The organism is Bradyrhizobium sp. USDA 4353 (genome assembly GCF_054063215.1).
Genome location: NZ_JBSSGB010000001.1, coordinates 6222092 through 6246015, shown reverse-complemented (window position 1 = coordinate 6246015; position 23924 = coordinate 6222092). Strand labels below are relative to the sequence as shown.

The following is a 23924-nucleotide window of genomic DNA, read 5'->3' as shown; positions in this document are numbered from 1 at the left end:
GGGTTTAGGGCGAGCCGCTAGTCTGCCGCGCGTAACCCGAGTACGCGCATGGTCCAGAGTGTCACCCCGCCGCCATCAGTGAGCGCCGTCCGCAGCGTGGGAACCGCGGCGACCGGCGCGACGGCGACTGCGCCAACTGGCACCACCTTGCAGGCCGGTGCGCTGATCAGCGCCAGGGTGCAGCAGGTGCTCGCGGAGAATCTGGTCCAGGTCGCGATCGGAAATCTGTCGATGGAGCTCGCCACCGAGCTGCCGCTGCAGGCCGGCCAGAGCGTGCAGGTCGCGGTGTCGCAGACCGCGCAAGGCCTGCAACTCGCGATCGTCGGGCAGGGCACCGCCTCCGGCACCAGCGGCACGCCGACACCAGCAGCCACCGTCGTCGACGTCACCGGCCGCCTCGCACCGGCCGTGGCGCCGCAGCCGGATCCGCTCACCGGCCTGGAGCGGCTCGCCGTCTCGATCGCGAGCGAAGAGGCCGCGACCCGCCAGGGCAGCCAGGGCCAGTTGTTCGCCGATCTCCAGGCCGTTGCCGACTCGCCGAACCTGACGCCCGCGCTGCGCGCAGCCGTCGCCCAGGTGCTGGCGCAGCAGACGCCGCTGACAGCGGCGCTGAGAGCCGATGATGTGCAGGCCGCCGTCCAGAACTCCGGCCTGTTTCTCGAAACCTCGCTCGCCAAGGGCAGCACGGCCTCGGCACCCTCGGACCTGAAGGCGGCTTTGATCGTGCTGCGCCAGACGCTGGCCTCGGTGCTGCAGACGGTTGATTCCGGCACCACCGCGTCGACGCCGCAGCCCGGCGCGTCCTATGCCTCGGTGCTGTCGGAAGCCGGCCGCGCCGCCGCCGCGCAACAGAACGCCGCGCCGTCGCTGGTGCCTGACCTCGACATCGAGCTGCCGCCTCAGCCCTGGGCCTCAGCGATGGGACGCCCGGACGCCACCGCCGGCTTCACCGGCTCTGCGCTGATCGAGAGCCTGACCGGCGCCAAGGCGCAGTCGCTGACCCCCGGCGCGGTTCTGGCCGTGCTGCAGGAGGCGCAGCAACAGATCCCCCGCGCCGCCGGCCTGGTTCCGGGTCGCAACGCTCGCGGCGAGGTCGTCGTCCGCACCAACACGCCGCCACCGCCATTTCGGGGGGGCGCGCCGGTGCCGCAGCACGTCGCGACGCCGACGCTCAATCAGGGCTCGCCGCTGCCGGCGATCGTCCACCGCTTGCTCGACGAGACCGATCAGGCTTTGTCGCGCCAGACCCTGCTGCAAGTCGCTTCACTGCCCGATCGTCCCGACGCCTCGGCCCCGCGCAACGATCCGACGCAGCCGCGCTGGAATTTCGAGATCCCCTTCGCCACGCCGCAGGGCACGGCGATGGCGCAATTCGAGATCTCGCGCGACGGCGGCACGCAAGCAGCCGAAGCCGCCAAGCGCGTTTGGCGCGCGCGCTTCTCGCTCGATGTCGAGCCTGCCGGTCCGGTGCATGCGCTGGTCTCGTTCAATGCCGAGCGCACCTCGGTGCGGATGTGGGCAGAGCGTCCCGCGACCGCCGCGCGGCTGCGCGCCGGTCTCTCCGAACTCAGTCAGGCGCTCAGCCGCGCCGAACTCTCGCCCGGCGATCTCGTCGTGCAGGACGGCGCGCCACCCGCGGTGATGCCGCCGAAGGCCGGCCACTTCCTGGATCGCGCGCTATGAGCATCGACGTGAAGGCCGCCAACAAGACCCAGCTCGCCGTCGCCCTGCATTACGAGAAGGGCCAGGGCGGCGCGCCGCGTGTCGTCGCCAAGGGCAAGGGCACGATCGGCGCCAAGATCATCGAGGTCGCCAAGGCGCACGACATCCCGATCGAGGAGAACGAGGTGCTGGCCGGCGCGCTCTCCAATGTCGAGCTCGGCGACGAGATCCCGGAGGAGCTCTACAAGGCGGTCGCCGAAGTGCTGGTGTTTGTGCTCAATCTGTCGCGGCCCGTGCGCTAGCCCCCAGCATTTGTGATCTCCGTCATGCTTCGGTTGCCATCGCCCTGTGATAGGGAGGCGCTGCACTGACGGAGAGACACATGCCCATGATCAGCCGCCGCCACGCGCTGGGCCTGATGGCCGGCGCCAGCCTGTTGCCCGCGCGTGCCTTCGCCCATGTGGCGCCGCCGCGCAACGAGATCCGCGCCGGTCTCGCGCAGCGCTTCGCCGAGCTCGGCACCAAGGGCACGTTCCTCGCCTACAAGGTCGAGGAGTATCTCATCATCGCCAGCGACACCGACCGCTCCAACGAGGCAAGGCTGCCGGCCTCGACGTTCAAGATCCCGAACTCGCTGATCGCGCTGGAGACGGGCGTGGTCGACGATCCCGACAAGGACATCTTCAAGTGGGACGGCGTCACTAGATCGATCGAGGCCTGGAACAAGGATCACACCCTGCGCAGCGCGATCGCCGTGTCCGCGGTGCCGGTCTATCAGGAGATCGCCCGCCGCATCGGACCTGAGCGGATGCAGACATTCCTGGAGGAGCTCGACTACGGCAATCACGACATCGGCGGCGGCATCGATCAGTTCTGGTTGACGGGCGCGCTTCGCATCGATCCGGTGGAGCAGGTCGACTTCATCGATCGTCTCCGCCGCGGCGCGCTGCCGGTCTCGAAACGCAGCCAGGACCTCACGCGCGACATCATTCCGACCACTAAAGTCGGCGATGCCATGATCCACGCCAAGTCCGGACTGCTTGGAAAAGAGCAGGGCTCGCTCGGCTGGATGGTCGGCTGGGTCGACAAGGGCGACCAGCCGACCGTGTTCGCGCTCAATATGGATTGCCCGGAGCCGCGCCACGTCGAGGCCCGCATGAGCTTGACGCAGGCGTGCCTGCAGGACATCGGGGCGCTCTGAAACGAGCAGCCACATAAGCGGGCTGCCGTAGGGTGGGCAAAGGCGCAGGGCACGTCGTTAGTTGTGAGCGGTGGTGTCTCGCGCCGTGCCCACCATCTCGCCCGAGTCGCGGCCGCGGCGGGCACGCGCCGCCTGACGGCGGTGCTTTGCCCACCCTACGTTTTCATCACCGCCGTGCCAGCTCCAGGTCGACGCCCTTGATGTCCGTCCCCGCCGGCCGGATCGACACCGTCTGCCGCTTGCCGCTGGTCGTCAGCGCCAGCCCGGCGGAGAACGTCTGGCCGCGCGCCTGGGCTTCGATGCGGTTGCCGACGGCGCGGCCCTCGATCGTCCCCGAGGCGTTGTGGCTCGATTCGGTCCACTGGCCGGAGATCTCGCCGCCGCGATATGCGACGTCGCTGGAGAGGTCGATGTTGTAGCTGTCGCTGGCGCAGCGGATGTTGAGCCGCATCTGCTCGCCGGCGCCGCCGACGTCATAGGCCGCGCGGCAGCGCAGCCGCTCCTGGTTGCCGTCGGACAGGTTGATGACGCCGCCGCCGGTCCAGGAGCCTTCAAGCCCCCGGAACGGCGAGGCGGGCGCCGCATGGGCCGCTCCGCCCAGTGCGAGGGCGGTGAGCAGAGTGGGGATCGCAAGGCGAGAGGCGCGCATCATCGGGCTCCGTTTCATCGTCGAAAAGCGAGCGACAACGCAGCAAGACCGGATCCGTTCGATCTGTCACCTCAAAAATTGATCCAAATCGTTCTATTTTTGGTCACGACAGCTTGAACAGCATGCGCAGGAAGTCCGTCACGGCCTGACGCGCGGCTTCCGCGGTCGCCGGATTGCCGCCGACATGCGGATCGAGCTCGACGCAGGCGTCCTGATAGGTGAAGGGCTGCTGCGTGTCGGCATTGATCAGGAGCCCGCTGTCGCCTTCGATGATGCGGCAGTTGCGCACCGTCTGCGCCTTCGGCGCGATCGCGAGCATGTTGGCGCCGAGCAGGCCGAGATCGAAGCCATGCGGCGAATCCGGATACTCGGTCAGCTCGACGTCGCGTCCCTCTGCCTTCAGCCGCTCGACAAACGCCTTGCAGGTCCGCACCGGGTTGTAGTCGTCCGGCCCGCCGTGAAAGATCCGGATCGGCCGCGCCACCACATCGGTGTCGCCGCGATACGTCGTGGAGCAGTCCGGATAGAATGGGATGTAGGCGGCGAACTGTAGCCCGGACGTGTTCCAGCGCTTGTGGAAGCGCTCGAGGCTGGCATAGAGCGCGGCCTGTCCGCCGCGCGAAAAGCCCATCAGCGCGATGCGGTCGGGATCGACGCGCGGATGCTTCGCCAGCACGTCGAGCGCGTGATAGATGTCGATGATCAGATTGAGCCGGCCGAGCTGCGCCTGGTTGGTGCTGGTGGCGGTGATGCCGCGCCCGGTGAAGCCGTCGATCACCAAGGTCGAGATCCCCATTGCGTTGAAGGTTCTGCTCCACGCAGCGATGTTGGCGCCGACGCCGCCCGAGCCATGCATCAGCACGACCACCGGCAGACGGCCGCTGCCCTGAGCGACGCGCAGCTCGCCGACCACCGTCACCGGCTTGCCGCCATCGTCTCCGGAGAGGAACTGCCGGTCGGACAGCGTGAGCGAGGCGATCGGATGCATCTCGACCCGCGCCGGCACGTCCTTGGTGATCCCCTGTGCCGTGGCGATGCCGGGAAGTCCCAGACCAGCCATCGCAAGCATCGCTGTGGCCGCCGCGATCGTGCGTCGCGCACACCATGCCGCACATCGTCTTGCCCTTGTGAGACCGAGATGTTCGCGCACAGCAACCATCGCTGCTGCACCACCGACGCGTCGCTCCATGACCGTCTTCCTGTCTCGCCACTTGTTCCGCGGCGTGTGGCACGAGTAGAACGAGACCCCGCGACGCTGTCAAACGGCGAAGCGATGAGGCGGGACTGAGAGCGGTGGAGAACCCGCTCTGTCAGTTGCATGTGGTGCATTGCGGCAGGTCAGCCGGCGACGACGTGGTGTGAAGCGGTAAGAGGACTACGATCGAATGAAGAAGCTCTCACTGCTGGTCGACGGAGCCGAGCTCGCGCAATCGTCGCCCGCTGTGTTCGAGCAGCGCAGGATGTCGACCGGCGCGGAGCGGATCGTTCTCAGCGTGCCGGACGACCACGCCGATCTCCTGCATCGGCTGACCGCGTTGCTGCCGCCGCCATTTTTCCTGCTCTACATTCTCCATACGCCGCGGGGCGAAGCGGAGCCCGGGCGCTATCAGAGTCCCGAGCTCAGCCGGGATGCGCTCGACGACATCCTGAGAACATACGTCTCCTTCTTTTGTTGTGATGGCCGGCACGATCTCTGGGTTCACTCACCGCAATCCCGCCAGACCCTGATCTGGGACCGACACAATCTGCTGTTCGCCGAAGGCGAGCCGCTCGCGCCGGTGAGGGACGCCCTTTTGAAGTCGGGCTTCAGCGAAGCGTCGCTCGAGCCGCTCGGCGCTCACGCCCATCACTACCGCGAGGAATACGACGCCGCCGCGTCGCGCTTGCTCGGCGAATTCGACTGGCACCGGACACCGCTGCGTCCGGAGGACGAGCAGTGATGATGAGCACCGCCATGCGAGGCCGCTGCCAAGCGGGTGGTCATGATGACCCGCTGATGACAGCAGCAAGAGAGCCGTCACCAAGCCGTCGCTCTCGCGTACGATCACGTCGCGTGGCCGGCCTCACGGTCGGTGTGATGGCACCAGATAACAGTATCGTTACCGATCCGTGAGCTGCTTCATTGAATGTCGATGCACAACGGATCGCTGCGACAAGCTGGCTGATAACCTCGCGACATCTCTGCAAGTCATTGATCCATGGCGGAGATGCCGTCGTTCAATCATCTCCGCTTCGCCTGTTATTTCCCAATGATAGCGCCGGATCGGAGGGCGCGACAAAGTGCGCGCGGTCGGGCCTCGCGGTAACACCGCGCGGCGTATTTGTCGCAGCTGCGGTTTTATTGAGGAAAGAAGCTGGCCGGGAGCTATCAGGTCGCCTATGTAACCGCCGCACGAAAATTCGTCAGCTCGCGACCGTGGTATACGGCGCGCCAAGTTTGTGAGCGGCGACCTGAAGGCAAGGGCAATGGAGCTCTCGACTCCGATCGCTCCGGCAGGCAGGAAGTTATGCGCGCCGGCGACGTGATTAGATGGGCTTCATGTTGAGAGAGAAGGTGATGCGTTCCGCAGGCGCGACGATCTGCGCAGTCTCGGTGATGATGCTTGCGGCTTGCAGTGACCAGGGCGGCGCGGCTGCGCCGCATGCGGGCAATCCTCCCGAGGTCGGCGTGGTCAAGATCGAATCGGCGCCCGTGACCTTGACCAAGGATTTGCCGGGTCGGATCACGTCGATGCGCATCGCCGAGGTGCGTCCGCGGGTCAGTGGCATCGTGATCGAGCGCAGCTTCCAGCAGGGCGCCATGGTCGAGGCTGGCGCCGTGCTGTACCGGATTGATCCCGCGCCGTTCGAGGTCGAGCTCGAAAAGGCGCGCGCGGCGCTCGCCAAGGCCGAGGCCGTGCTCTATCAGGCCGACCGGCAGGAGGATCGCCTCAAGAGCCTGCTGAAGGGCGAGGCGACGACCCAGTCGCAGTATGAGCTCGCCGTTGCCGCGGAGCGCCAGGCGCAGGCCGACGTCGCGGCGCAGAAGGCGGCCGTGGCGCAGGCTCAGCTCAATCTCGACTGGGCGACGGTGCGTGCGCCGATCTCCGGCCGCATCGGCCGCGCGCTGGTGACTGAGGGCGCGCTGGTCAATCCGAACGAGACGACACATCTCGCCACGATTCAGCAGCTCGATCCCGTCTATGCCGACTTCACGCAGTCGGTCGCCGAGCTCAATCAGCTCAGGCGTGACCTCGCCGAAGGCCGGCTCAAGAGCGTCTCGCCGGAGGCCGCCCGCGTGCGCCTGGTGTTCGACGACGGCTCGATCTACAAGCACCCGGGCAAGCTGCTGTTCTCCGACGTCAGCGTCGATCCCGGCACCGCGAAGGTGACGCTGCGCGGCGAGTTTCCGAACCCGGAGGGCGAGCTGCTCCCGGGCATGTATGTCCGCGTTCAGATCGAGGAGGCGATCGATGCCGACGGCATCGTCGTGCCGGCCCAGGCCGTGCAGCGGACCACCGCTGGCGGCAGCGCCGTCTATGTCGTCAATGACGAGGGCCGCGCGAACCTGCAGCCGGTGCGGCTCGGCCGTCCGCTCAATGGCGGCATGCTGATCGAGGATGGGCTGAAGCCAGGCTGGCGCATCGTCGCCGACGGCTTCCAGAAGTTCGGGCCAGGCAGCGCCGTCAAGCCGGTGCCGTGGAAGGCGTCCGACAAGCCGTCCGCTTCGAACTGAGCGCGGCCCAACGGCCCGGAGACCCTTTTCATGTCACGTTTCTTCATCGCACGTCCGATCTTTGCCTGGGTCGTGGCGATCTTCATCTGCCTCGGCGGCATCCTGTCGATTCCGTTTCTTCCTGTCGCGCAATACCCGATCATCGCGCCGCCCTCGATCTCGATCTCGACGTCCTATCCGGGCGCCTCGACCGAGAACCTCTATTACAGCGTCACCCGCCTGATCGAGGAGGAGCTCAACGGCGCCTCCGGCATCCTGAACTACGAGTCGACGAGCGACACGACCGGCGAGGTCGAGATCATCGCCCAGTTCAAGCCGGGCACCGACATCGAGCTCGCCGCCGTCGACGTGCAGAACCGCATCAAGCGCATCGAGCCGCGCCTGCCGGAGGCCGTGCGCAAGCAGGGCGTCGTCATCCTCGAGGCCTCGAGCGCCATCCTGCAATTCGTCACGCTGACTTCGACCGACGGCAGTCTCGACGAGATCGGCCTCGGCGACGTCGCGACCCGCTACGTGGTGCCGGAGCTGCGCCGTCTGCCTGGCGTCGGCCGCGCGCGGCTGTTCGCGACCGAGCGCGCGATGCGGATCTGGCTCGATCCGGACAAGCTGTTCGGCCTGGGGCTGACGCCGCAGGATGTCGACGCCGCCATCGCGGCGCAGAATTCGCAGGTCGCCTCCGGCATTCTCGGCGTGCCGCCGTCGCCATCGACCCAGCGCACGCAGAACATGGTGCTGGTGAAGGGGCAGCTCGAATCGCCGGAGGAGTTCGGCAATATCGTGCTGCGCGCCAATCTCAACGGCTCCAACGTCAAGCTCTCGGACGTCGCCAAGATCGAGGTCGGCGGCCTGACCTACGCGTTCTCATCCTGGCTCGACGGCAAGCCCGCGGCCGCGGTCGCCGTGCAGCTCGCCCCGACGGGCAACGCGCTCGCCACCGCCAAGGCGGTCAAGACGCGCATGGCCGAGCTTGCGGGCTTCTTCCCGCCCGGCGTCAAATACGAGGTCTCCTACGACATCACGCCGGTCATCGCCGCCTCGGTGAAGAAGGTGCTGATGACGCTCGGCGAAGCGGTGGTGCTGGTGTTCCTGGTGATGTTCCTGTTCCTGCAGAACATCCGCTACACCCTGATCCCGACCATCGTGGTGCCGATCGCGCTGCTCGGCACCTGCGCGGTGCTGCTCAGCCTCGGCTTCTCGATCAACGTGCTGACGATGTTCGGCATGGTGCTGGCGATCGGCATCCTGGTCGACGACGCCATCGTGGTCGTCGAGAACGTCGAGCGCATCATGGCGGAGGAGGGGCTGTCGCCTGTCGAGGCGACCGTGAAGGCGATGGAGCAGATCACCGGCGCGGTGATCGGCATCACCCTGGTGCTGATGGCGGTGTTCGTGCCGATGGCGTTCTTCCCCGGCTCGGTCGGCATCATGTATCAGCAGTTCTCCGCCGCGATGGTGGTGTCGATCGGCTTCTCCGCCTTCCTCGCGCTGTCGCTGACGCCGGCGCTGTGCGCGACCTTGCTCAAGCCGATCGAGCAGGGCCACGGCCACGCCAAGCGCGGATTCTTCGGCTGGTTCAACCGCTGGTTCGGCCGGGTGACGAGCCGCTATAGCGCAGCGACGCGCTGGGTGGTGGCGCGCGGCGGCCGGTTCATGATCATCTATGTGCTGCTGCTGGCTGGGCTCGGCTACTCGCTGTGGCGGCTGCCCGGTGGCTTCCTGCCGGTCGACGACCAGGGCTTCGTGATGGTCGACGTGCTCACGCCCGCCGACGCCAGCACCAACCGCACGCTCGACGTGGTGAAGACGGTCGAGAAGAAGCTCGCCGAGACGCCCGGCATCGACACGGTGTCGTTCGTCGCCGGCTTCAGCTTCTACGGCCAGGGCTCGAACACGGCGCAGGCCTTCGTCACCTTGAAGGACTGGTCGGAGCGTGGCCGCAACGAGAGCGCGGACGCGCTAATCGCGCGTCTCAATCCGGAGCTTGCGAAGATACGCGATGCCGAGGTCTCGGTGCTGGCGCCGCCGCCGATCGACAATCTCGGCAACACCTCGGGCTTCAGCTTCCGCCTGCAGGACCGCTCGCAGCGCGGCTATGACGCGCTGATGGCGGCGAAGGACCAGCTGTTCGCGGCGGCTGCGGCCTCGCCGGTGCTGAGCAAGCTCAGCGTCGAGGGGCTGCCGCCGGCGCCGCTCGTCCGTCTCGAGGTCGACCGCGCCAAGGCGGCCGCGCTCGGCGTCACCTTCGCCGCGATCAACGGCGCGCTCTCGACCAGCCTCGGCTCGAACTACATCAACGACTTCCCGAATCTCGGCCGCATGCAGCGCGTCATCGTCCAGGCCAATGAGGACAAGCGCATCAAGCCGGAGAACCTGATGTCGTACAGCGTGCGCAACAATGCCGGCGAGATGGTTCCGTTCTCATCCTTCGCGCGCATCGAATGGGTGGTCGGGCCGACCCAGGTCGTTGGCTTCGACGGCTATCCGTCGGTGCGCATCACCGGCAACCCGAAGCCCGGCTACACCTCGGGCGATGCGATCGCCGAGATGGAGCGGCTGATGGGCACCTTGCCCAAGGGTTTTGGCTATGCCTGGACCGGGCAGTCGCTGCAGGAGAAGCTCGCGGGATCGCAGGCCGTGTTCCTGCTCGGCCTCTCGATCCTGTTCGTGTTCCTGTGCCTGGCCGCGCTCTACGAAAGCTGGGCGATCCCGTTCGCCGTCATGCTCGCGGTGCCGCTCGGCCTGATCGGCTCGGTCGCCGCGGCCTGGCTGCGCGGCCTGCCGAACGATGTCTACTTCACGGTGGGCATCATCACCATCATCGGCCTGTCGGCGAAGAACGCGATCCTCATCATCGAGTTCGCCAAGGATCTGCGCGCCCGCGGTACGCCGCTGATCGAGGCGACGGTCACGGCCTGCGAGTTGCGCTTCCGGCCGATCATCATGACCTCGCTCGCCTTCATCCTGGGCGTCGTGCCGCTGGTGATCGCGACCGGGGCGAGCGGCGCCAGCCAGCAGGCGCTCGGCACCGGCGTGCTCGGCGGCATGATCACGGCGACCTTCCTCGCCGTGTTCTGGGTGCCGGTGTTCTTCGTCGTCGTGGTCCGCTTCTTCACGCGCGACAAGCCGGCAGCCGCCGTGTCGCCGAACGAGGAGGCGCCTTCGGCGGCGCATTAAGGGTGTTGGCTTGTCGCTGAGACGCGCAGCTCCTGCGCGTCTCCCCGGCGAAGGGCGGGAGCCAAGCGCCGCCGCCTATAGTTGAAGCTGGGCTGACCCCAGCTCGCTTCATGTCCAGCTTCGGTGCATATGGGTCCCGGCTCAAGGCCGGGACGGCAGCAGAGTGTTTAGCCCGGCTCTCGCGTCATCATCACCGTCGTCCCGGCGAACGCCGGGACCCATAACCGCAAATCGCAGTGTGTGGCAGACTCGTCGCGACAAGTTCCGCTACGATGCTTTAGCCCGGTCTTCCCGTTAGGCTTCACCGAGCGCGGGCGCCGGCACACGGACCAATTTTGCAGTTGGGCCTCGAAACGGCTCCGATATGCCCGACGAGCAATCCGCGCATCGCCATCATGCGCCAACTGCCCGTCGTGCCAGTTTGTCGCGGACTGATCACTTGCGGCGTCGGGCAAATCACATCCACATTCTCGCGCATCCGGGCCCGCCAAGAGGGACGTTTCGCGATCGTCACGAACGTCGGGTCCGCGATGCGGTGGGCGCGTTGCTCCGCAGCCTGGTTTCGACCGGGCGGACGAACGGAGCGATGCGACGGTGAAATCGTGTGGTCCTGGCCTCCCGGTGCCGAGGTCAAGCGGGCGGAGATGATGATCCGTTCGCGATGGGGGCAATCAAGCCGGTCCCCAGGGAGATCACGTATAATCCGCTCAAACCATCGCGCAGGGAAGGCCGGGACGTCCCCAGCCGAACCTGTGGTTCCTACCCCGTGCATTTTTCTCCGCACGGGGGCCATGGGGGCGGCAGGCTCCCGACCTTCCCTGTGCCTCTTCTTGGTAGGAAGAGGACGAACGAACGCAAAGGCCCGGGCGTATCCGCCGCGGGATCGCGATGTCATGTCTCTCGATGCTTGAAGGCCGATCATCGGTGGCGTTCGTGCGCCGCGCCGGCAACGCTGTTTGACAGCCGTGAAGTGGACGATGGTAATGGGGCCGTGCCGACTCGCGCCTTGCGCGGTATGGAGTGACTGAGCGGAGAGCAGACCTCGATGGTCGCAGCACGGATCGCCATTCTCGGCAGCTCGGTGCCGAGCTTCGAGCTCGCCGACGCGCTGATCGCCGATGGCTGCGCGGTCTGCGCGATCGTGCCGCCGCGCGGGACGCTCGGCAGCGGCGTGGAGCGCCGTGCGGCCGCGCGGAGGTTGCCGGTCGTGGATGTCGGTCCATCGATCAACGAACCCGCGACGATTGCGAAGCTGCGAGGGCTCGACGCCGATCTGTTCGTCAACTGGGGGCATCCCGAGCGCTTCGCGGCGGAGGTGCTGGCGCTGCCGCGGCTCGGCGTGCTCAACCTGCATCCCGGCGAGATCCCCGGCGCGCGTGGCCTCGAGCCGGTGTTCGCCGCCATTCTCGAAGGCTGGCCCGCGATCATCCAGACGGCGCATCTGATGAGCGCCGCCTTCGACGATGGGCCGATCATCCGCACCCGGCGGATTGCGATCGACGACGAGCCCTATCGCGACGCGGTCGAGGAGCGGCTGCGCGACGGCGCGGTCGGCTTCTATCAGAGCGCGGTGCACGCCGTGCTCGCTGGCAAGCGTGGAGCGCCGGGGACGGGGCCGCGGCGCTATTTCGGCAAGCTCAAGCCTGATGATGACGTGCTGCGCTGGCACGAGCCGCGCGCGGCCGTGCTGCGGCGGCTGCGCGCGCTCAGTCCGTTCAAGCCCGCGCGCAGCTTCGTTGCCGGGCACAGCGCGCCGTTGTTGATCTGGCGGGCGGAAGCGAGTGACGTCGCTGCCGCTGATCCGACGGCTGGACAGGTGATCGCGGCCACGGACGACGAGCTATTGGTCGCCGCTGCGGACGGACTCGTCCGCATCACCGAGCATGCGCGGCCGCCGACGCTGTCGTCAGCCAGTCTGGTCGGTGTGAATCTGACGGCTGATCAGCGCTGACGACGCAGCCGGCTCGCCAGCACCGAGCGCTTGCGTGCGCGCAGGATGCGATAGGAGAGGCGGCCTTCGGTCATCGCGACCTGCATCTCCGAGCCGGGGCGAGCCATGATGAGGTCGAGGACGCGGGCATCGGATTGTGTGGTGACATCGTCCGCCTCGAGAGGCGCCGCGGCGCCGAACTCCGCGAGCTGGGCATCGCCTTCGGCGGTGCGCGCCAGCATCACATTCGGCGTGATGTCGCGGTCCCTGAGCACGTCGAGCCCGCAGGCGCTCAGCTCGGCGCGGCGCGCCGTCACGTCGTCGCGGTCGAACACGTCGGTGTAGAGGAACGCGCCGCCCGGCCGCAGCACCCGCGCCACCTCGGCATAAAACCGGGCGATGTGCGGATAGCAGTGCGAGCTCTCGACATTGGTCACGACGTCGAAGCTCTGGTCTGCGAAAGGCAGCTGCTCGGCGTCACCCTCCAGGAACCGGCTGCGCGGCGCATCGACGGCGCGGCGGCAGAAGGCGATGTTCTCCGGCGTGAGGTCGAGGCCGGTGACCTCGCGCGGATGGAAGTAGTTCAGCAGCGTGTGCACGGTGCCGCCGCGGCCGCAGCCGATATCGAGCACGTCGCGGCCGGCGAGATCGGTGTCGCCGACCAGCTCGAGGATCAGCCGCACGGAGCTCGCGTTGACGGCATCGGGCCGTGGCTGCAGGCGCGCCTCGTCCTGGCCGGACGGCAGATAGCCCCAGTTCATGAACAGGCTGACCTCGCCGAATGGCAGGCCGTCGACGCGTCGGTTCCAATAGCCGTAAAAGCGCTGGATACGCGACTTGAACGCCTCGGGCGCGGTCGCCTTGTCGGGCAGATCGTAGAGATCGTCGTTCGACATCGGCGTCCCTCGTTACAGCTCGACGCAGTCGGCGACCTTGCGCAGCCGCAAGGCGCGATATTCGAAGCGGCGGTCCGCGATATGATCGAAGAACTCGGAGCCTTCGGGGGCGAGGAAGTAGCTCATCAGGGCGGCGCGTGTCGGGTCGGCCGCGCCGTCAGTGTCCGCGTTGAAGGCGCGCATCTGCACCTGCGCCGCCTCGCGCCGCGCGGCCAGCACGTTGGCGGTGATGTCGCGATCCGCGGTGATGACGAAGCCGTTGGCGGTGAGAAAGTTACGCGCATGCGCGAACTGGCTGGGCTGCAACAGGTCAGTATAGGCGAAATGGCCGCCCAACCGCAGCACGCGATTGACCTCGCGGTAGAAGCGGTCGATGTCCGGATAGGCGTTGGAGGATTCGATATTGGTGACGAGATCGAAGCTGGCATCCCCAAAGGCGAGATCCTCCGCATCGCCCTGGAAGAAGCGCAGGCGCGGATCGGCGTGAGCCTGGCGGCAATGCGCGATGCTCGTCGGGTTGAGATCGACGCCGGTGAGACTCTTCGGCGCAAAGCGCGTAGCAAGCGTGGCCAGTGTGCCGCCGCGGCCGCAGCCGACGTCGAGCACGTCGCAGCCGTCGACGCCGATCGGCCCGAGCAGCTCGAGCACCAGCCGCACGGCATGACGATCGAGCATCGCCGCCGGCAGGCTGCCGCTCCAATCATCGGGACGGCCCTCGACCGGCAGGTAGCCCCAATTGAAGAACTGCACATAGCCGTCGAGGCTACCGTCGGACAGATAGGCGTTGAGGCCGTTATAGAAGTCGATCACCCGCGACTTGATCTGCGCCGGCTCAACGCCGAGACGGTCGCCGAGACCGGGAGACGGGATGGGATCGGGCGAGCTCATCGCAGGCTCCGCCGGCGGTCGGCGAGGGCGTGGCGGCGGCGCTCGGCGCGGTCCTCGACATCCGGTGTCGCGGCAATCGCCGGCTTGTCCTCGGTCGCGAGCCTGGCCTGGTCGGCAATGGTGGTGGCGCGGAACAGGTCGATCAGCGCAAGCTCGCGGCCGAAATGGCTGTTGATACGATGGAGCAGGCGCACCAGCAGCAGCGAGTGGCCGCCGGCATCGAAGAAGTTGGTGGTGCGGTCGATGCGCTCGCGCTGCAGGAGATCCTGCCAGATCGCATGGATCGCATGCTCGGCGTCTCCAGCCGGCGCGGCGGCTTCATTCACCTCCGCGGCGGCCGCGATCGGCGGCAGCGCGCGACGGTCTATCTTGCCGGTGCGCGCCAGCGGCATCCGCTCGAGCACCGCGATCTGGCCGGGGATCATGTAGTCCGGTAGCAGGGCGCCGAGATGGAGCTTCAAGTCCGGGCCGATGCTGCGGCCGAGCGCGGTCTGCAGCGGGTCGTTGGACAGCTCGGCCCACGGCCTCGTCGTGCGCGACGCTTCCAAGGCAGAGACGGGGCGGCGGCTGCCGTGCGGATACAGCAGCAGGTCGAGCTCGCCGCCACGCTCGGACAGCGCGAAGTCGATTGCGCGGCCTGCCGCGGCTGCGGCCTCCGCGAGCTGCTCAGGATGCGGGGCGGCGGCGGGCGGCACCGTGTCGGGGTCGATGGAGGCGAGCAGCTTGAGATCGTCCGTCAGGCGGCCGTTGGGCACGCCGGTGATGCAGAGCGAGCCGTGCATACACGCGGCGTCGAGCATCGCAGCGATCGGATCGGCTGCGTCGAAAGTGGTCCAGGGGATGGTGAGGGCAGGAGGCGATGATTGAGCGGCGCCAGTCTCGAGCACCACCTCGTAGCGGTACTTGGTCAGCTCATTGACCGCCGTGCCGCGCTTGGCGGCAAGCCGCACCGTCGCGCCATGCTCGGCGGCGATGCGGGTGAAGAAGGCGGGATCGAGCACCAGCTCCTTGTCGAAGCGCGTGCGGTTGGCGGCGCCGGCGAGAATGGCGGGGCCGCCGAGCGCGTGCTGATGGGCCTCGACGGAGACGGCGAACAGGCGCTGCAGCGGCAGCGATCTGACGTCGCCGAGATAGATCCGCCCTGATGGCGCGAGGCAGGCGAACGCGCCGTCGAGCACGCGGCGCAAATAGTCCCGGCTCGGGAAGTACTGGACGATGGAGTTGAGGATGATGAGATCGAAATGCTGTTGCGGCAGGCCGGCGAAATCATTGGCCTCGCGCTGCTCGATGGTGACGTGGCTCCAGCCGCTGCGGCGTGCGAGCTCGCGCGTGCCGGTGACGGCCGGCGGCGAGAAGTCGGTGCCTTGGTAGGATTCGACGGCATCAGCGAGGCCGCGCAGCAGCAGTCCGGTGCCGCAGCCGATCTCCAGCACGCGCCGCGGCTTCAGGGCGAGCAGCGCCTCGGTCGTCCGCGCCTGCCATTCGCGCATCTCGGCCACCGCGATCGGCCGGCCGGTGTAGCTGTCGTGCCAGCCGGCGAGATCGGCATCGGCCGCATCGGCGGCAGGCGCGTAGGTGATCTCATACAGCTCGCGCCAGTCGGACACGAACGCCTGGCCGTGCTGCTGGTGATGCGCGGCGGCAACCTCCGGCTTGAGCGTGACGAAGGCTTCGAGGAACTTGTCCTCGTCCGTCGTCCGCACGACCACGGCCGCCTCCGCGACGGAGGAATGGCGGGTGAGCGCGAGCTCGATCTCCTCGATCTCGATGCGATGGCCGCGGATCTTGACCTGATTGTCGCGTCGCCCGACGAACTCGATATTGTTGCCGGCATCGAGCCGGACGAGATCGCCGCTGCGATAGAGTCTTGTGCCGTCGGCGGCCGTGACGAAGCGGGCGTTGGTCGCGTCGGTGTCGCCGAGATAGCAGAGCGCAAGCCCGTTGCCGCCGATGCAGAGCTCGCCGGGCATGCCGGCCGGGACCGGCCTGAGATCGGCATCGAGAATGCGGCAGATCACGCCGGGCAGCGGCCGTCCGATCGGCACGGTGGCGGCACGCTCGGCGAGCTGCGCGATCGGATGAAACGTTGCGAAGGTCGTGGTCTCCGTCGGTCCGTAGACGTGCAGCAGGCGGGCGGGCCGGCCGGCCGCGAGCACGTTGCGGACATGGTCCGCATTGACGGCCTCGCCGCCGAACAGCACGAGCCGCAGCGATGCGAAGGCCGCAGGCTGCAACTGGGCGACCTGATTGAACAGGGCCGTGGTGAGGAACATCACCGAAATGGCACGGCGGCGCAGCTCGCGCGCCAGTGCATCGGGATCAAGCAGGGTCTGCTTGTCGACGAGCACGATGCAGCCGCCATTGAGCAGCGCGCCCCAGATCTCGAAGGTCGCGGCATCGAAGGACAGCGGCGCGGCCTGGGCGATGCGATCCGCAGGCGTCAGCGCGGCGTAGTCGGTCTCCAGCACGAGATTGGCGACGGCGCCCTGCGGCACCAGGATCGCCTTGGGCGTGCCGGTCGAGCCCGAGGTGAAGTTGACATAAGCGGGGCTGTCGGCGCGGATGATTTCCGGCGCAGGCAGCATAGCGTGCGGATGCCGGTCATAGTCGTCCGCAACGAGGACGCCGAGCGGATGATCGAGGCGCGTAAACACTTCGCGGTGGTCGTTCGTTGTCACGGCGTGGCGCACGCGAGCCTGCTCCAGCATCAGCGCCAGCCGCGCCTGCGGCAGCGACGGATCGAGCGGCAGATAGGCGCCGCCGGCGCGGATCACCGCGAGCAGCATGACGATCGCATCGGCCGAGCGTTCGCTGAGGACGCCGACAACGTCACCCGGCCCGACGCCGGCGGCGACGAGCCGTTCGCCCAGCGCGCGGCTTGCCGCATCGAGCGCTGCATAGCTGAGCGTCCGGCCATCATCGCCGTCGACCGCGAGGCGCTGAGGATGCGCCACAGCGACGCTGGCGAAGCGCGCTGCGAGACCGGTCTTGCCGCCGGGCAGCGCACGCGATCGCTCCAGCGATTGCTGCTGGATCAGCAGATCGGACGCCGACGCCGCGGCGAGCGATTCCAGCGCTGCGGTAGGTTCGTCGAGGGCGGCCGCCAGCAGCGCGGTGAACTGCGCTGCGAGACGGCCTGCCGTGACTGTCGTGAGAAGATCGGTCGCATAGACCAGCAGACCCTCGATGGCGCCGTCGCGTTCGAACAGATGAGTCTCGATGTCGAACCGCGTGGTGCGGATGTCCACTGGAAACGGCGAGGCGTCGATGCCGGGCAGAACGAGACGGTCGTCGGTCGCGTTCTGCAGCGCGAATGCGACCTGGACCAGCGGATTGCGGGCGGGGTCGCGATCAGGATGCAAGCGTTCCACCAGTTGCTCGAACGGCAGGTCCTGATGCTGATAGGCGTCCAGCGCGACATGGCGTACGCGCGCGATCAGCGTTTCGAGCGACGGCGCACCCGACAAGTCGAGCCGCAGCGCCAGCGTGTTGACGAAGAAGCCGATCAGGTCCTCGGTCTCGCGGTGGTGGCGATTGGCGATCGGACTCGCCACCGCAAAATCCTCCTGCGCGGCGGCGCGGCCGATGACCGCCCCGTACACCGCGAGCAGCACCATGAACGGCGTCGCATTGCTGCGCTCCGATAGCGCCTTCAGGCGCGCTGTCGTCCAGGCGTCGATCGTGATCGGCACGATGCCGCCTCGATAGGACTGCCTGGTCGGACGGCGATGATCGAGCGGCAGGCGCAGCTCCGGCAGATCGGCGAGGCGGGCCGACCATGCGTCGAGCTGCTCGCGTGCACGTGTGCCGGAAAACCAGTCGCGCTGCCATGTAGCGAAATCGGCATAGCGCAGCGGCAGCGGACGCAAGGTGGCGCCGCTCATCAGCAGCGACAGCTCGCGCGCCAGCACCGTGAGCGACCAGCCGTCGCAGGCGATGTGATGCATCACCAGCGCCAGCACGGCGCTGTCGGGGGTGGTCCGGACGAGCGTCGCACGCAGCAGCGGCGGCTGCGACAGATCGAAAGCCTCGAGCGCCGCCTCCGCAACCAGCATGCGCGCCTGCTCGCCAGCCGCCGCTCGATCACTGACATCGATCAGGCGCAGCGGACAGCGCATCGGCGGCAGCGGCTCCTGCACGGATTGCCCGTCACGTTCCATGATCCGGCTACGCAGCGGCTCGTGCCGGATGATGATGTGGTCGAGCGCGGTCTGAAGTGCGTCGATGTCGAGCGGTCCTTCGAGCCGATAGGCGATCGGCACGTTGTAGCCGGCCGTGCCCGGATCGAGACGTTCGAGAAACCAGAGCCGTTGCTGTGCAAAGGACAGCGGCGCGGCGCCAGGCGCGGCCTTGCCGGCGATGACCTCACGGACCGGCGCCGATGGTGCGCTCAGCGCGATCGCGGCTGTGAGCAGGCGCGGCGTCGGCTGCTCGAAGATAAGCCGCAGCGGCACGGCGAGTCCGCGCCGTTGCGCAAGCTGCGAGATCACGCGGGTGGCGAGCAACGAGTGACCGCCATGCTCGAAGAAGTCGCTGTCGCGTCCGATGGGGCGGGCGAGGAGCTGCGACCAGATCGCCATGATCTCAGCTTCGAGATCGCTTGCTGCCTCGGCATCCGATGGGAGCGTCGGCGTCGCCGACGTCATGAGACGCAGCGCGGCGCGGTCGATCTTACCATGATCGCTGACCGGCATGCGTGCGACCCGGGTGATCCCCGACGGGATCATGTAGTCCGGCAGCTGCTGTCGCAGCCAGCGCAGGATGGAAACCGGCTCGGTGCCCTCATCGTCGAGAGTGACGAAGGCTTCCAGAGACTTCTGCTCATCGTCGCCGCACACCACGATAGCAGCGTCAGTCACAGCCGGATGACGCGCCAGCGTCAGCTCGATCTCCTCGATCTCGATGCGGTGGCCGCGGATCTTGACCTGATTGTCGCTCCGACCGACGAACTCGATGTTGTTTTGAGGATCGAGCCGCACGAGATCGCCGCTGCAATAGAGCCTGACGCCGTCGGCAGCGGTTACGAAGCGTGCGTCGGTGGCAGTGGTGTCGCCGAGGTAGCCGTTGGCGAGGCCGTTGCCGCCGATGCAGAGCTCGCCGGGCATGCCGGCCGGGACAGGTTTGAGATCGGCATCAAGGATGCGGCAGATCACGCCCGGCAGCGGGCGTCCGATCGGCACCGTGGCCGCGCGACTGGCGAGCTGCTCGACCGGATGGAAGGTGGCGAAGGTCGTGGTTTCCGTCGGCCCGTAGACGTGGAGCAGCCGGCCGGCTGGAGCTGCCGCGAGCACGCGGCGGACATGATCGGCGTTGACCGCCTCGCCGCCGAACAGCACGCGGCGCAGCGGCGCAAATGCAGAGGGCTTCGACTGGGCAATCTGATTGAACAGAGCCGTGGTCAGGAACATCACGGAGATTGCGCGGGCCTTCAGGACGCGCGCCAGCGCATCGGAATCGAGCAGGGTTTGTTTGTCCAACAGCACAACGCAGCCGCCATTGAGCAGCGCGCCCCAGATCTCGAAGGTCGCGGCATCGAACGAGAGCGGCGCGGCCTGGGCGATGCGATCCTCGTGCGTGAGCGCGGCGTAGTCGGTGTCGAGCACCAGATTGGCGACCGCACCCTGCGGCACCAGGATTGCCTTCGGCATGCCGGTCGAGCCCGAGGTGAAGTTGACATAGGCCGGGTGGCCGGCGCCAATCAGCTCCGTTCCGGGCAGCGACGCGCCCGCAAGCCCGGCTGGATCATCGTCTGCGACGATGACCTCGACTTGCGCCCGTTCGAACACGTCGCGCAGCCCGGCTGTCGTGACGATGTGGCGAACACCGGCTTGCTGCAGCATCAGCTCGAGCCGCGCCGGCGGCAGCGCCGGATCGAGCGGCAGGTAGGCGCCGCCGGCGCGGATGACGGCGAGCAGCATCACGATGCCTTCGACCGAGCGTTGGGTCGAGATACCAACGATGTCGCCGATACCGACACCAGCGGCGACCAGCCGTTCACCAAGGGCGCGGCTCGCTCTCTCGAGTTCAGCATAGCTCAGCGCCCGGCCGTCATCGCCTTCGATCGCTATGCGCTGACTGTGCGCAGCGGCAATCGCGCTGAAGCGCGTGGCGAGACCGACCTCGCCGCCGGGCAGCGCACGTTGTCGCTCCAGCAGCTGTCGCTGAGCCAGCAGGTCGGCCGGCGGGTCCAGCGGCAGGTCGGCAACGTGGGCGTCGGGTGCGGCCAGGCAGGCATCGAGCAAATGGACATAGCAGCGCAGCCAGCGCGCCGCACCTTCGCGCGTAAAGCTATCGCTGCGCGCGGTCAGCATCAGGCGCAGGCCATCCTGATCGGCTGCGTCAGCCTCGGTCAGTTTGATCTCGCTGTCTGGGGCGGGCTCCAGCAGCGCCGATGTAGCGTGGCCGGCAAGCGGCCAGACGTGAAGTTCGAGATCGAAGCGCGTGGTGCCCCGCTCGAAGCCGATGACGCTGACGTCGACACCGTCAAGCGCGAGCGGTGTGTCGGGCGTGGCCTGATAGGCGAAGCTCGTGAGCGCGGGATCGGCGAGCAGGGCGGAGAGCGACGATCCGCTGGTCGCTTCATCGTGCGGGGCATCGAGCGCAGCAGCGAGATTGTCATGAACCTGGCCGAGCAGATCGACAAACTGCGTCGCGCGACTGCAATCGGCTGTGACGATCAGGGTGTCGATATGGAAGCCGATCTGTTCCGCCAGCGCGGCATCGCGGCGGCCCGCGGCTGGCACGGCAATGATTGGCGTCGGGCTGGCCGACAGACGGGCGACGAGCAGCATCTGCACCGCCAGCAGCGTGGTCGCAACGCTCGTCCGCTGCTGGCGGGCGAATGCGCGCAAGCGCGCATGCAGTTGCGACGGAAGCCGTGTGGCCAGGGTGTGGCCGTCGAAGCGCCGGCCGCTCGGGCGGATCGCGTCATGCGGTACCGGCGCGGGGCTTGCGTCCGGCAATCGCGCCGGTGCGGTCTGGCGGACCGTGACCGCGGGGCGAGCCATGACGGGACGTGGCGGGGCTTGCCAAGCCTGGTCATTCAAGTGCGCGCGATAGGCCGAAGCCAGATCGCGGCAGAAAACGGCGTGCGACCAGCCGTCGGTGACGATGTGGTGGATCAGGTGAACGAGGGCGTGATCGTCATCGGCGAAGCGGATCAGAGTGGCTTTGATGAGCGGCGGTTGGTCCAGCGCGATCGGCTGTCGCGTGAGGCAGGAGGCGAGGTCGCGCGCGACGGACTCGCGCTCATGGTTGGCGACCTCAGAGCGATCGAGGCGCGTGATCTGAAATCGACAGGCTGGGGCAATGACACGGACAGGCTCGCCATCGACGTCATGAAAACCGGTCCGCAAGGCGGCATGCGCGGCGACGACATCGCCGAAGGCCGCTTCAAGGGCGGAGATGTCGAGACCGCCCGTCATGCGATAGGCTGCCGAGACATTGTAGGGCGCCTCATCCGGCGCGAGGCGGCTGGCGAACCACAACCGCTTCTCGGCAGCCGAGAGGCGCGACGGATCGCGCAGATGAGCGATGATGTCGTCCCGGTGGGCTGCGATGGCCTGGCGCAGCTCTGTGGTGAGTGCGCCCGCGGGGGCGTGAAAGCGCAACTGCTCGCCGTCCACGAACAGGATGATGCCGCGGCTCTGAAGGGTGGCGAGAAGCGAGGCTGCGATCACAACACGCCCGCCTCGAACGGCCCGGCCGCAGCGTCCGCCACGCGTCTGCCGATGCCACGGACCGTGGCGTCGGCATAGAGGTCCTGCAAGGTGCCGTGCCAGCCGAGCTGCGCGCGTAGTTGCCCGAGCAGGCGCATCGCCAACAAGGAATCGCCGCCGAGGTCGAAGAAGTCGTCGTCGGTGCTCGCCGGTGCAAGCTTCAGCACGGACGTGAACAGCGCCGCGACCGCTGCCTCATCGGGATCGTTGAATGTTGTTTCGCTGCTTGCGTCCGTTCGGAGATGCGACAGCAGCGCGTCGCGATCGATCTTGCCGTTGGCCGACAGCGGAAACGACGGCACGATCACGATCCGCGACGGCACCAGGGCGGCGGGCAGGGCGGCCTGCAACTGCGAGCGCAGCTCGGCTTCGACAGGGCCGCTCTGAGACTTCGTGGTCACGAACGCATGGAGCCTGACATCGCCCGGCGACAGCTCGGCCGAGAGCACGATCGCACCGCGCACGCCATCGATCGCTTCGAGATGGCGCGCGATGGCGTCGGGCTCGACGCGATGGCCCCTGATCTTGAGCTGCTCGTCGAGACGCTCAAGGAAAACCAGCGATCCATCGCGCTGCATGCAGACACCGTCGCCGCTTCGATACATCAACGCGCCGGGGCGGAAGGGATCGGGCCGGAACCGCTCGCGGGTGAGCTGGACATCGCCGAGATAGCCGGTCGCGACGGCTTCGCCGCCGATCCATAGTTCGCCTTCCGTGCCGAACGCGACTGGGTGCTGATCGGGATCGAGCACGTAGCAGGCCGTTCCTGCAACGGGGCCGCCGATCGAGAACGGCTCGCTGGGAGGCGAGGCGGCGGTGAAACGCGCGGTCGTGGTGAACACGGCCGTCTCCGTCGGCCCGTAGCAGTGCACGACGGCGCTCGCGCCGCCATCGAGAATCCGCCAGGCGGCCTCGGCGCTGCCGCGTTCGCCGCCGGTCAGGACCTCGACGCCGGCGAGCGCGTCGGGACGATCTTCGGCGATCCGGTTGAACAGGCCCGTCGTGATGAAGGCCGTCGTGACGCCATGACGGCGCACCAGCTCGGCGATGCTGTCGGGCGTCGGCGGCGCATCCGGGTGCAGCACCACGCGCGCGCCGGCTGCGAGGAACGGCCAGAGATCGAACACGGCGGCATCGAAGCTTGGAGGAGATAAAGCCAGTGCGACGCTACGGCTGTCGATCGTGGCGTAGCTCGGCGAGACCATCAGCCGGGTAACGTTCTCATGGCGGACGACGACGCCCTTGGGACGACCGGTCGAGCCCGACGTGAAGATCACATAGGCGGTGTCCGAGGCGCGAGCGGCCGGCGGCGCTGGCACGCCGCTGACAATGGCGCCGGGCACGATCACGCGATCGCGCCATTCCGAGCCGAGCTGCTGCGCCATGCCGCTGGCCGTGATGATCGAGGCCGGCTGCGCCATCGCGAGCACGCTGTCGGTGAAAGCTTTGGGATAATGCGGCGCGATCGGAACATAGCCGCAGCCGGCATCGAGCACGCCCAGCAGCAGCGCCGGCAGATCGAGGTGACGGCTTGCGAGCACGGCGATCAAGTCGCCGCGCTGTGCGCCGCGGGCGATCAAGGTGGCGCGAACATGATCGGCACGTGCGATGAGCTCGCGATAGGTCATGGTGCCGGCGGCGCTGATCAGCGCCAGCAGATCGGGCGCGCGCGCGGCCGCGCTGCGGACGAGATCGCCAATGCTGCCGCGTTCCGGCTCCGGGTGGTCGTGCCAGGCCAGCGACAGCTCGGGGTCGACGATCATGCGCGAGCCGATCCCGTTCATGATTCCAGCCAAGACCTAATCGACCGGAACACGTTGCGGACGGCGCTCCTTGGGGCCGCTGTCAGCGCGCTGCTCTTCCTTCTCGACCACGGCGAGCAGGCCGCGCAGCAGCTCGGCCTCGCTGCGCAGGATGTGCTTGCGCATGATCTGGACGCTCTCGTTGCGTCCGGCCAATAGCGGCCCGAGCACCTGGTTGATGGCGGCCTGGGCGTAGTTGAGCAGCGGCTGCAGATCGATCGCTTTCAGTCCGAGCGTTGCGGCGTCGACGGTCGCGTCGTCCTTGTCATGGGCCTCGGTCATCGGTCTT

Annotated in this window: 14 protein-coding genes; 7 read left to right on the top strand and 7 right to left on the bottom strand. The window is 67.6% G+C overall.

The features are described from left to right. The first annotated feature begins 48 nt into the window (after positions 1-48). The 3 genes from fliK (at position 49) to blaOXA (ending at position 2863) form a co-directional block, all read left to right on the top strand. A complete protein-coding gene (gene fliK / locus ACVILH_RS28360; protein WP_456715829.1) occupies positions 49-1683 on the top strand; it encodes a flagellar hook-length control protein FliK in 1635 nt (544 codons plus the stop codon). After that, a complete protein-coding gene (locus tag ACVILH_RS28355) occupies positions 1680-1964 on the top strand; it encodes an EscU/YscU/HrcU family type III secretion system export apparatus switch protein (protein WP_434858723.1) in 285 nt (94 codons plus the stop codon). The genes fliK and ACVILH_RS28355 overlap by 4 nt, the downstream gene beginning before the upstream one ends. Before the next feature lie 80 nt (positions 1965-2044). Next, positions 2045-2863 (top strand): OXA-1091 family oxacillin-hydrolyzing class D beta-lactamase, encoded by an 819-nt coding sequence (gene blaOXA, locus ACVILH_RS28350; RefSeq protein ID WP_456715828.1) that lies wholly within the window; start codon positions 2045-2047, stop codon positions 2861-2863. Positions 2864-3029: 166 nt separating this feature from the next. Here the strand turns inward: blaOXA and ACVILH_RS28345 are convergent, their stop codons facing one another. Both ACVILH_RS28345 and ACVILH_RS28340 read right to left on the bottom strand, forming a co-directional pair. Further along, positions 3030-3515, bottom strand: coding sequence for a hypothetical protein (locus tag ACVILH_RS28345; protein ID WP_456715827.1), 486 nt, complete (start codon positions 3513-3515; stop codon positions 3030-3032). Between the two features lie 100 nt (positions 3516-3615). Next, complete coding sequence (locus ACVILH_RS28340) at positions 3616-4572, bottom strand: dienelactone hydrolase family protein (protein ID WP_456715826.1); 957 nt, start codon at positions 4570-4572, stop codon at positions 3616-3618. A gap of 325 nt (positions 4573-4897) precedes the next feature. Between ACVILH_RS28340 and ACVILH_RS28335 the strand changes: the two genes are divergently transcribed. From ACVILH_RS28335 to ACVILH_RS28320, 4 genes are all read left to right on the top strand, one after another. Then, entirely contained in the window at positions 4898-5452 is a 555-nt protein-coding gene (locus ACVILH_RS28335; RefSeq protein ID WP_456715825.1) for a hypothetical protein, read from the top strand. Between the two features lie 599 nt (positions 5453-6051). Next, positions 6052-7227 carry an efflux RND transporter periplasmic adaptor subunit gene (locus tag ACVILH_RS28330; RefSeq protein WP_456715824.1) on the top strand — a complete coding sequence of 392 codons (1176 nt, stop codon included), beginning with the start codon at positions 6052-6054 and terminating at the stop codon, positions 7225-7227. Between the two features lie 30 nt (positions 7228-7257). Continuing rightward, on the top strand, positions 7258-10401 hold the full coding sequence (locus ACVILH_RS28325; protein WP_456715823.1) for a multidrug efflux RND transporter permease subunit: 3144 nt from the start codon (positions 7258-7260) through the stop codon (positions 10399-10401). A gap of 1045 nt (positions 10402-11446) precedes the next feature. Next, positions 11447-12352, top strand: a complete 906-nt coding sequence (locus ACVILH_RS28320; protein WP_456715822.1) for a methionyl-tRNA formyltransferase — start codon at positions 11447-11449, stop codon at positions 12350-12352. On the opposite strand, the gene ACVILH_RS28315 is transcribed toward ACVILH_RS28320, so the two are convergent. From ACVILH_RS28315 to ACVILH_RS28295, 5 genes are read right to left on the bottom strand one after another with little or no spacing between them, the layout of a single operon-like run. Continuing rightward, complete coding sequence (locus ACVILH_RS28315) at positions 12343-13227, bottom strand: class I SAM-dependent methyltransferase (protein ID WP_456715821.1); 885 nt, start codon at positions 13225-13227, stop codon at positions 12343-12345. The two genes, ACVILH_RS28320 and ACVILH_RS28315, sit on opposite strands and share 10 nt — an antisense overlap. A gap of 12 nt (positions 13228-13239) precedes the next feature. Further along, a complete protein-coding gene (locus ACVILH_RS28310; protein ID WP_456715820.1) occupies positions 13240-14115 on the bottom strand; it encodes a class I SAM-dependent methyltransferase in 876 nt (291 codons plus the stop codon). Then, a complete protein-coding gene (locus ACVILH_RS28305) occupies positions 14112-21740 on the bottom strand; it encodes an amino acid adenylation domain-containing protein (protein WP_456717096.1) in 7629 nt (2542 codons plus the stop codon). The genes ACVILH_RS28310 and ACVILH_RS28305 overlap by 4 nt, the downstream gene beginning before the upstream one ends. A gap of 50 nt (positions 21741-21790) precedes the next feature. Next, the gene (locus ACVILH_RS28300; protein WP_456715819.1) at positions 21791-23617 is read right to left on the bottom strand and encodes an amino acid adenylation domain-containing protein; all 1827 of its coding nucleotides are present in this window, start codon (positions 23615-23617) and stop codon (positions 21791-21793) included. A 15-nt stretch (positions 23618-23632) separates the two neighbouring features. After that, complete coding sequence (locus tag ACVILH_RS28295; RefSeq protein ID WP_456715818.1) at positions 23633-23917, bottom strand: hypothetical protein; 285 nt, start codon at positions 23915-23917, stop codon at positions 23633-23635. Positions 23918-23924: the final 7 nt, after the last annotated feature.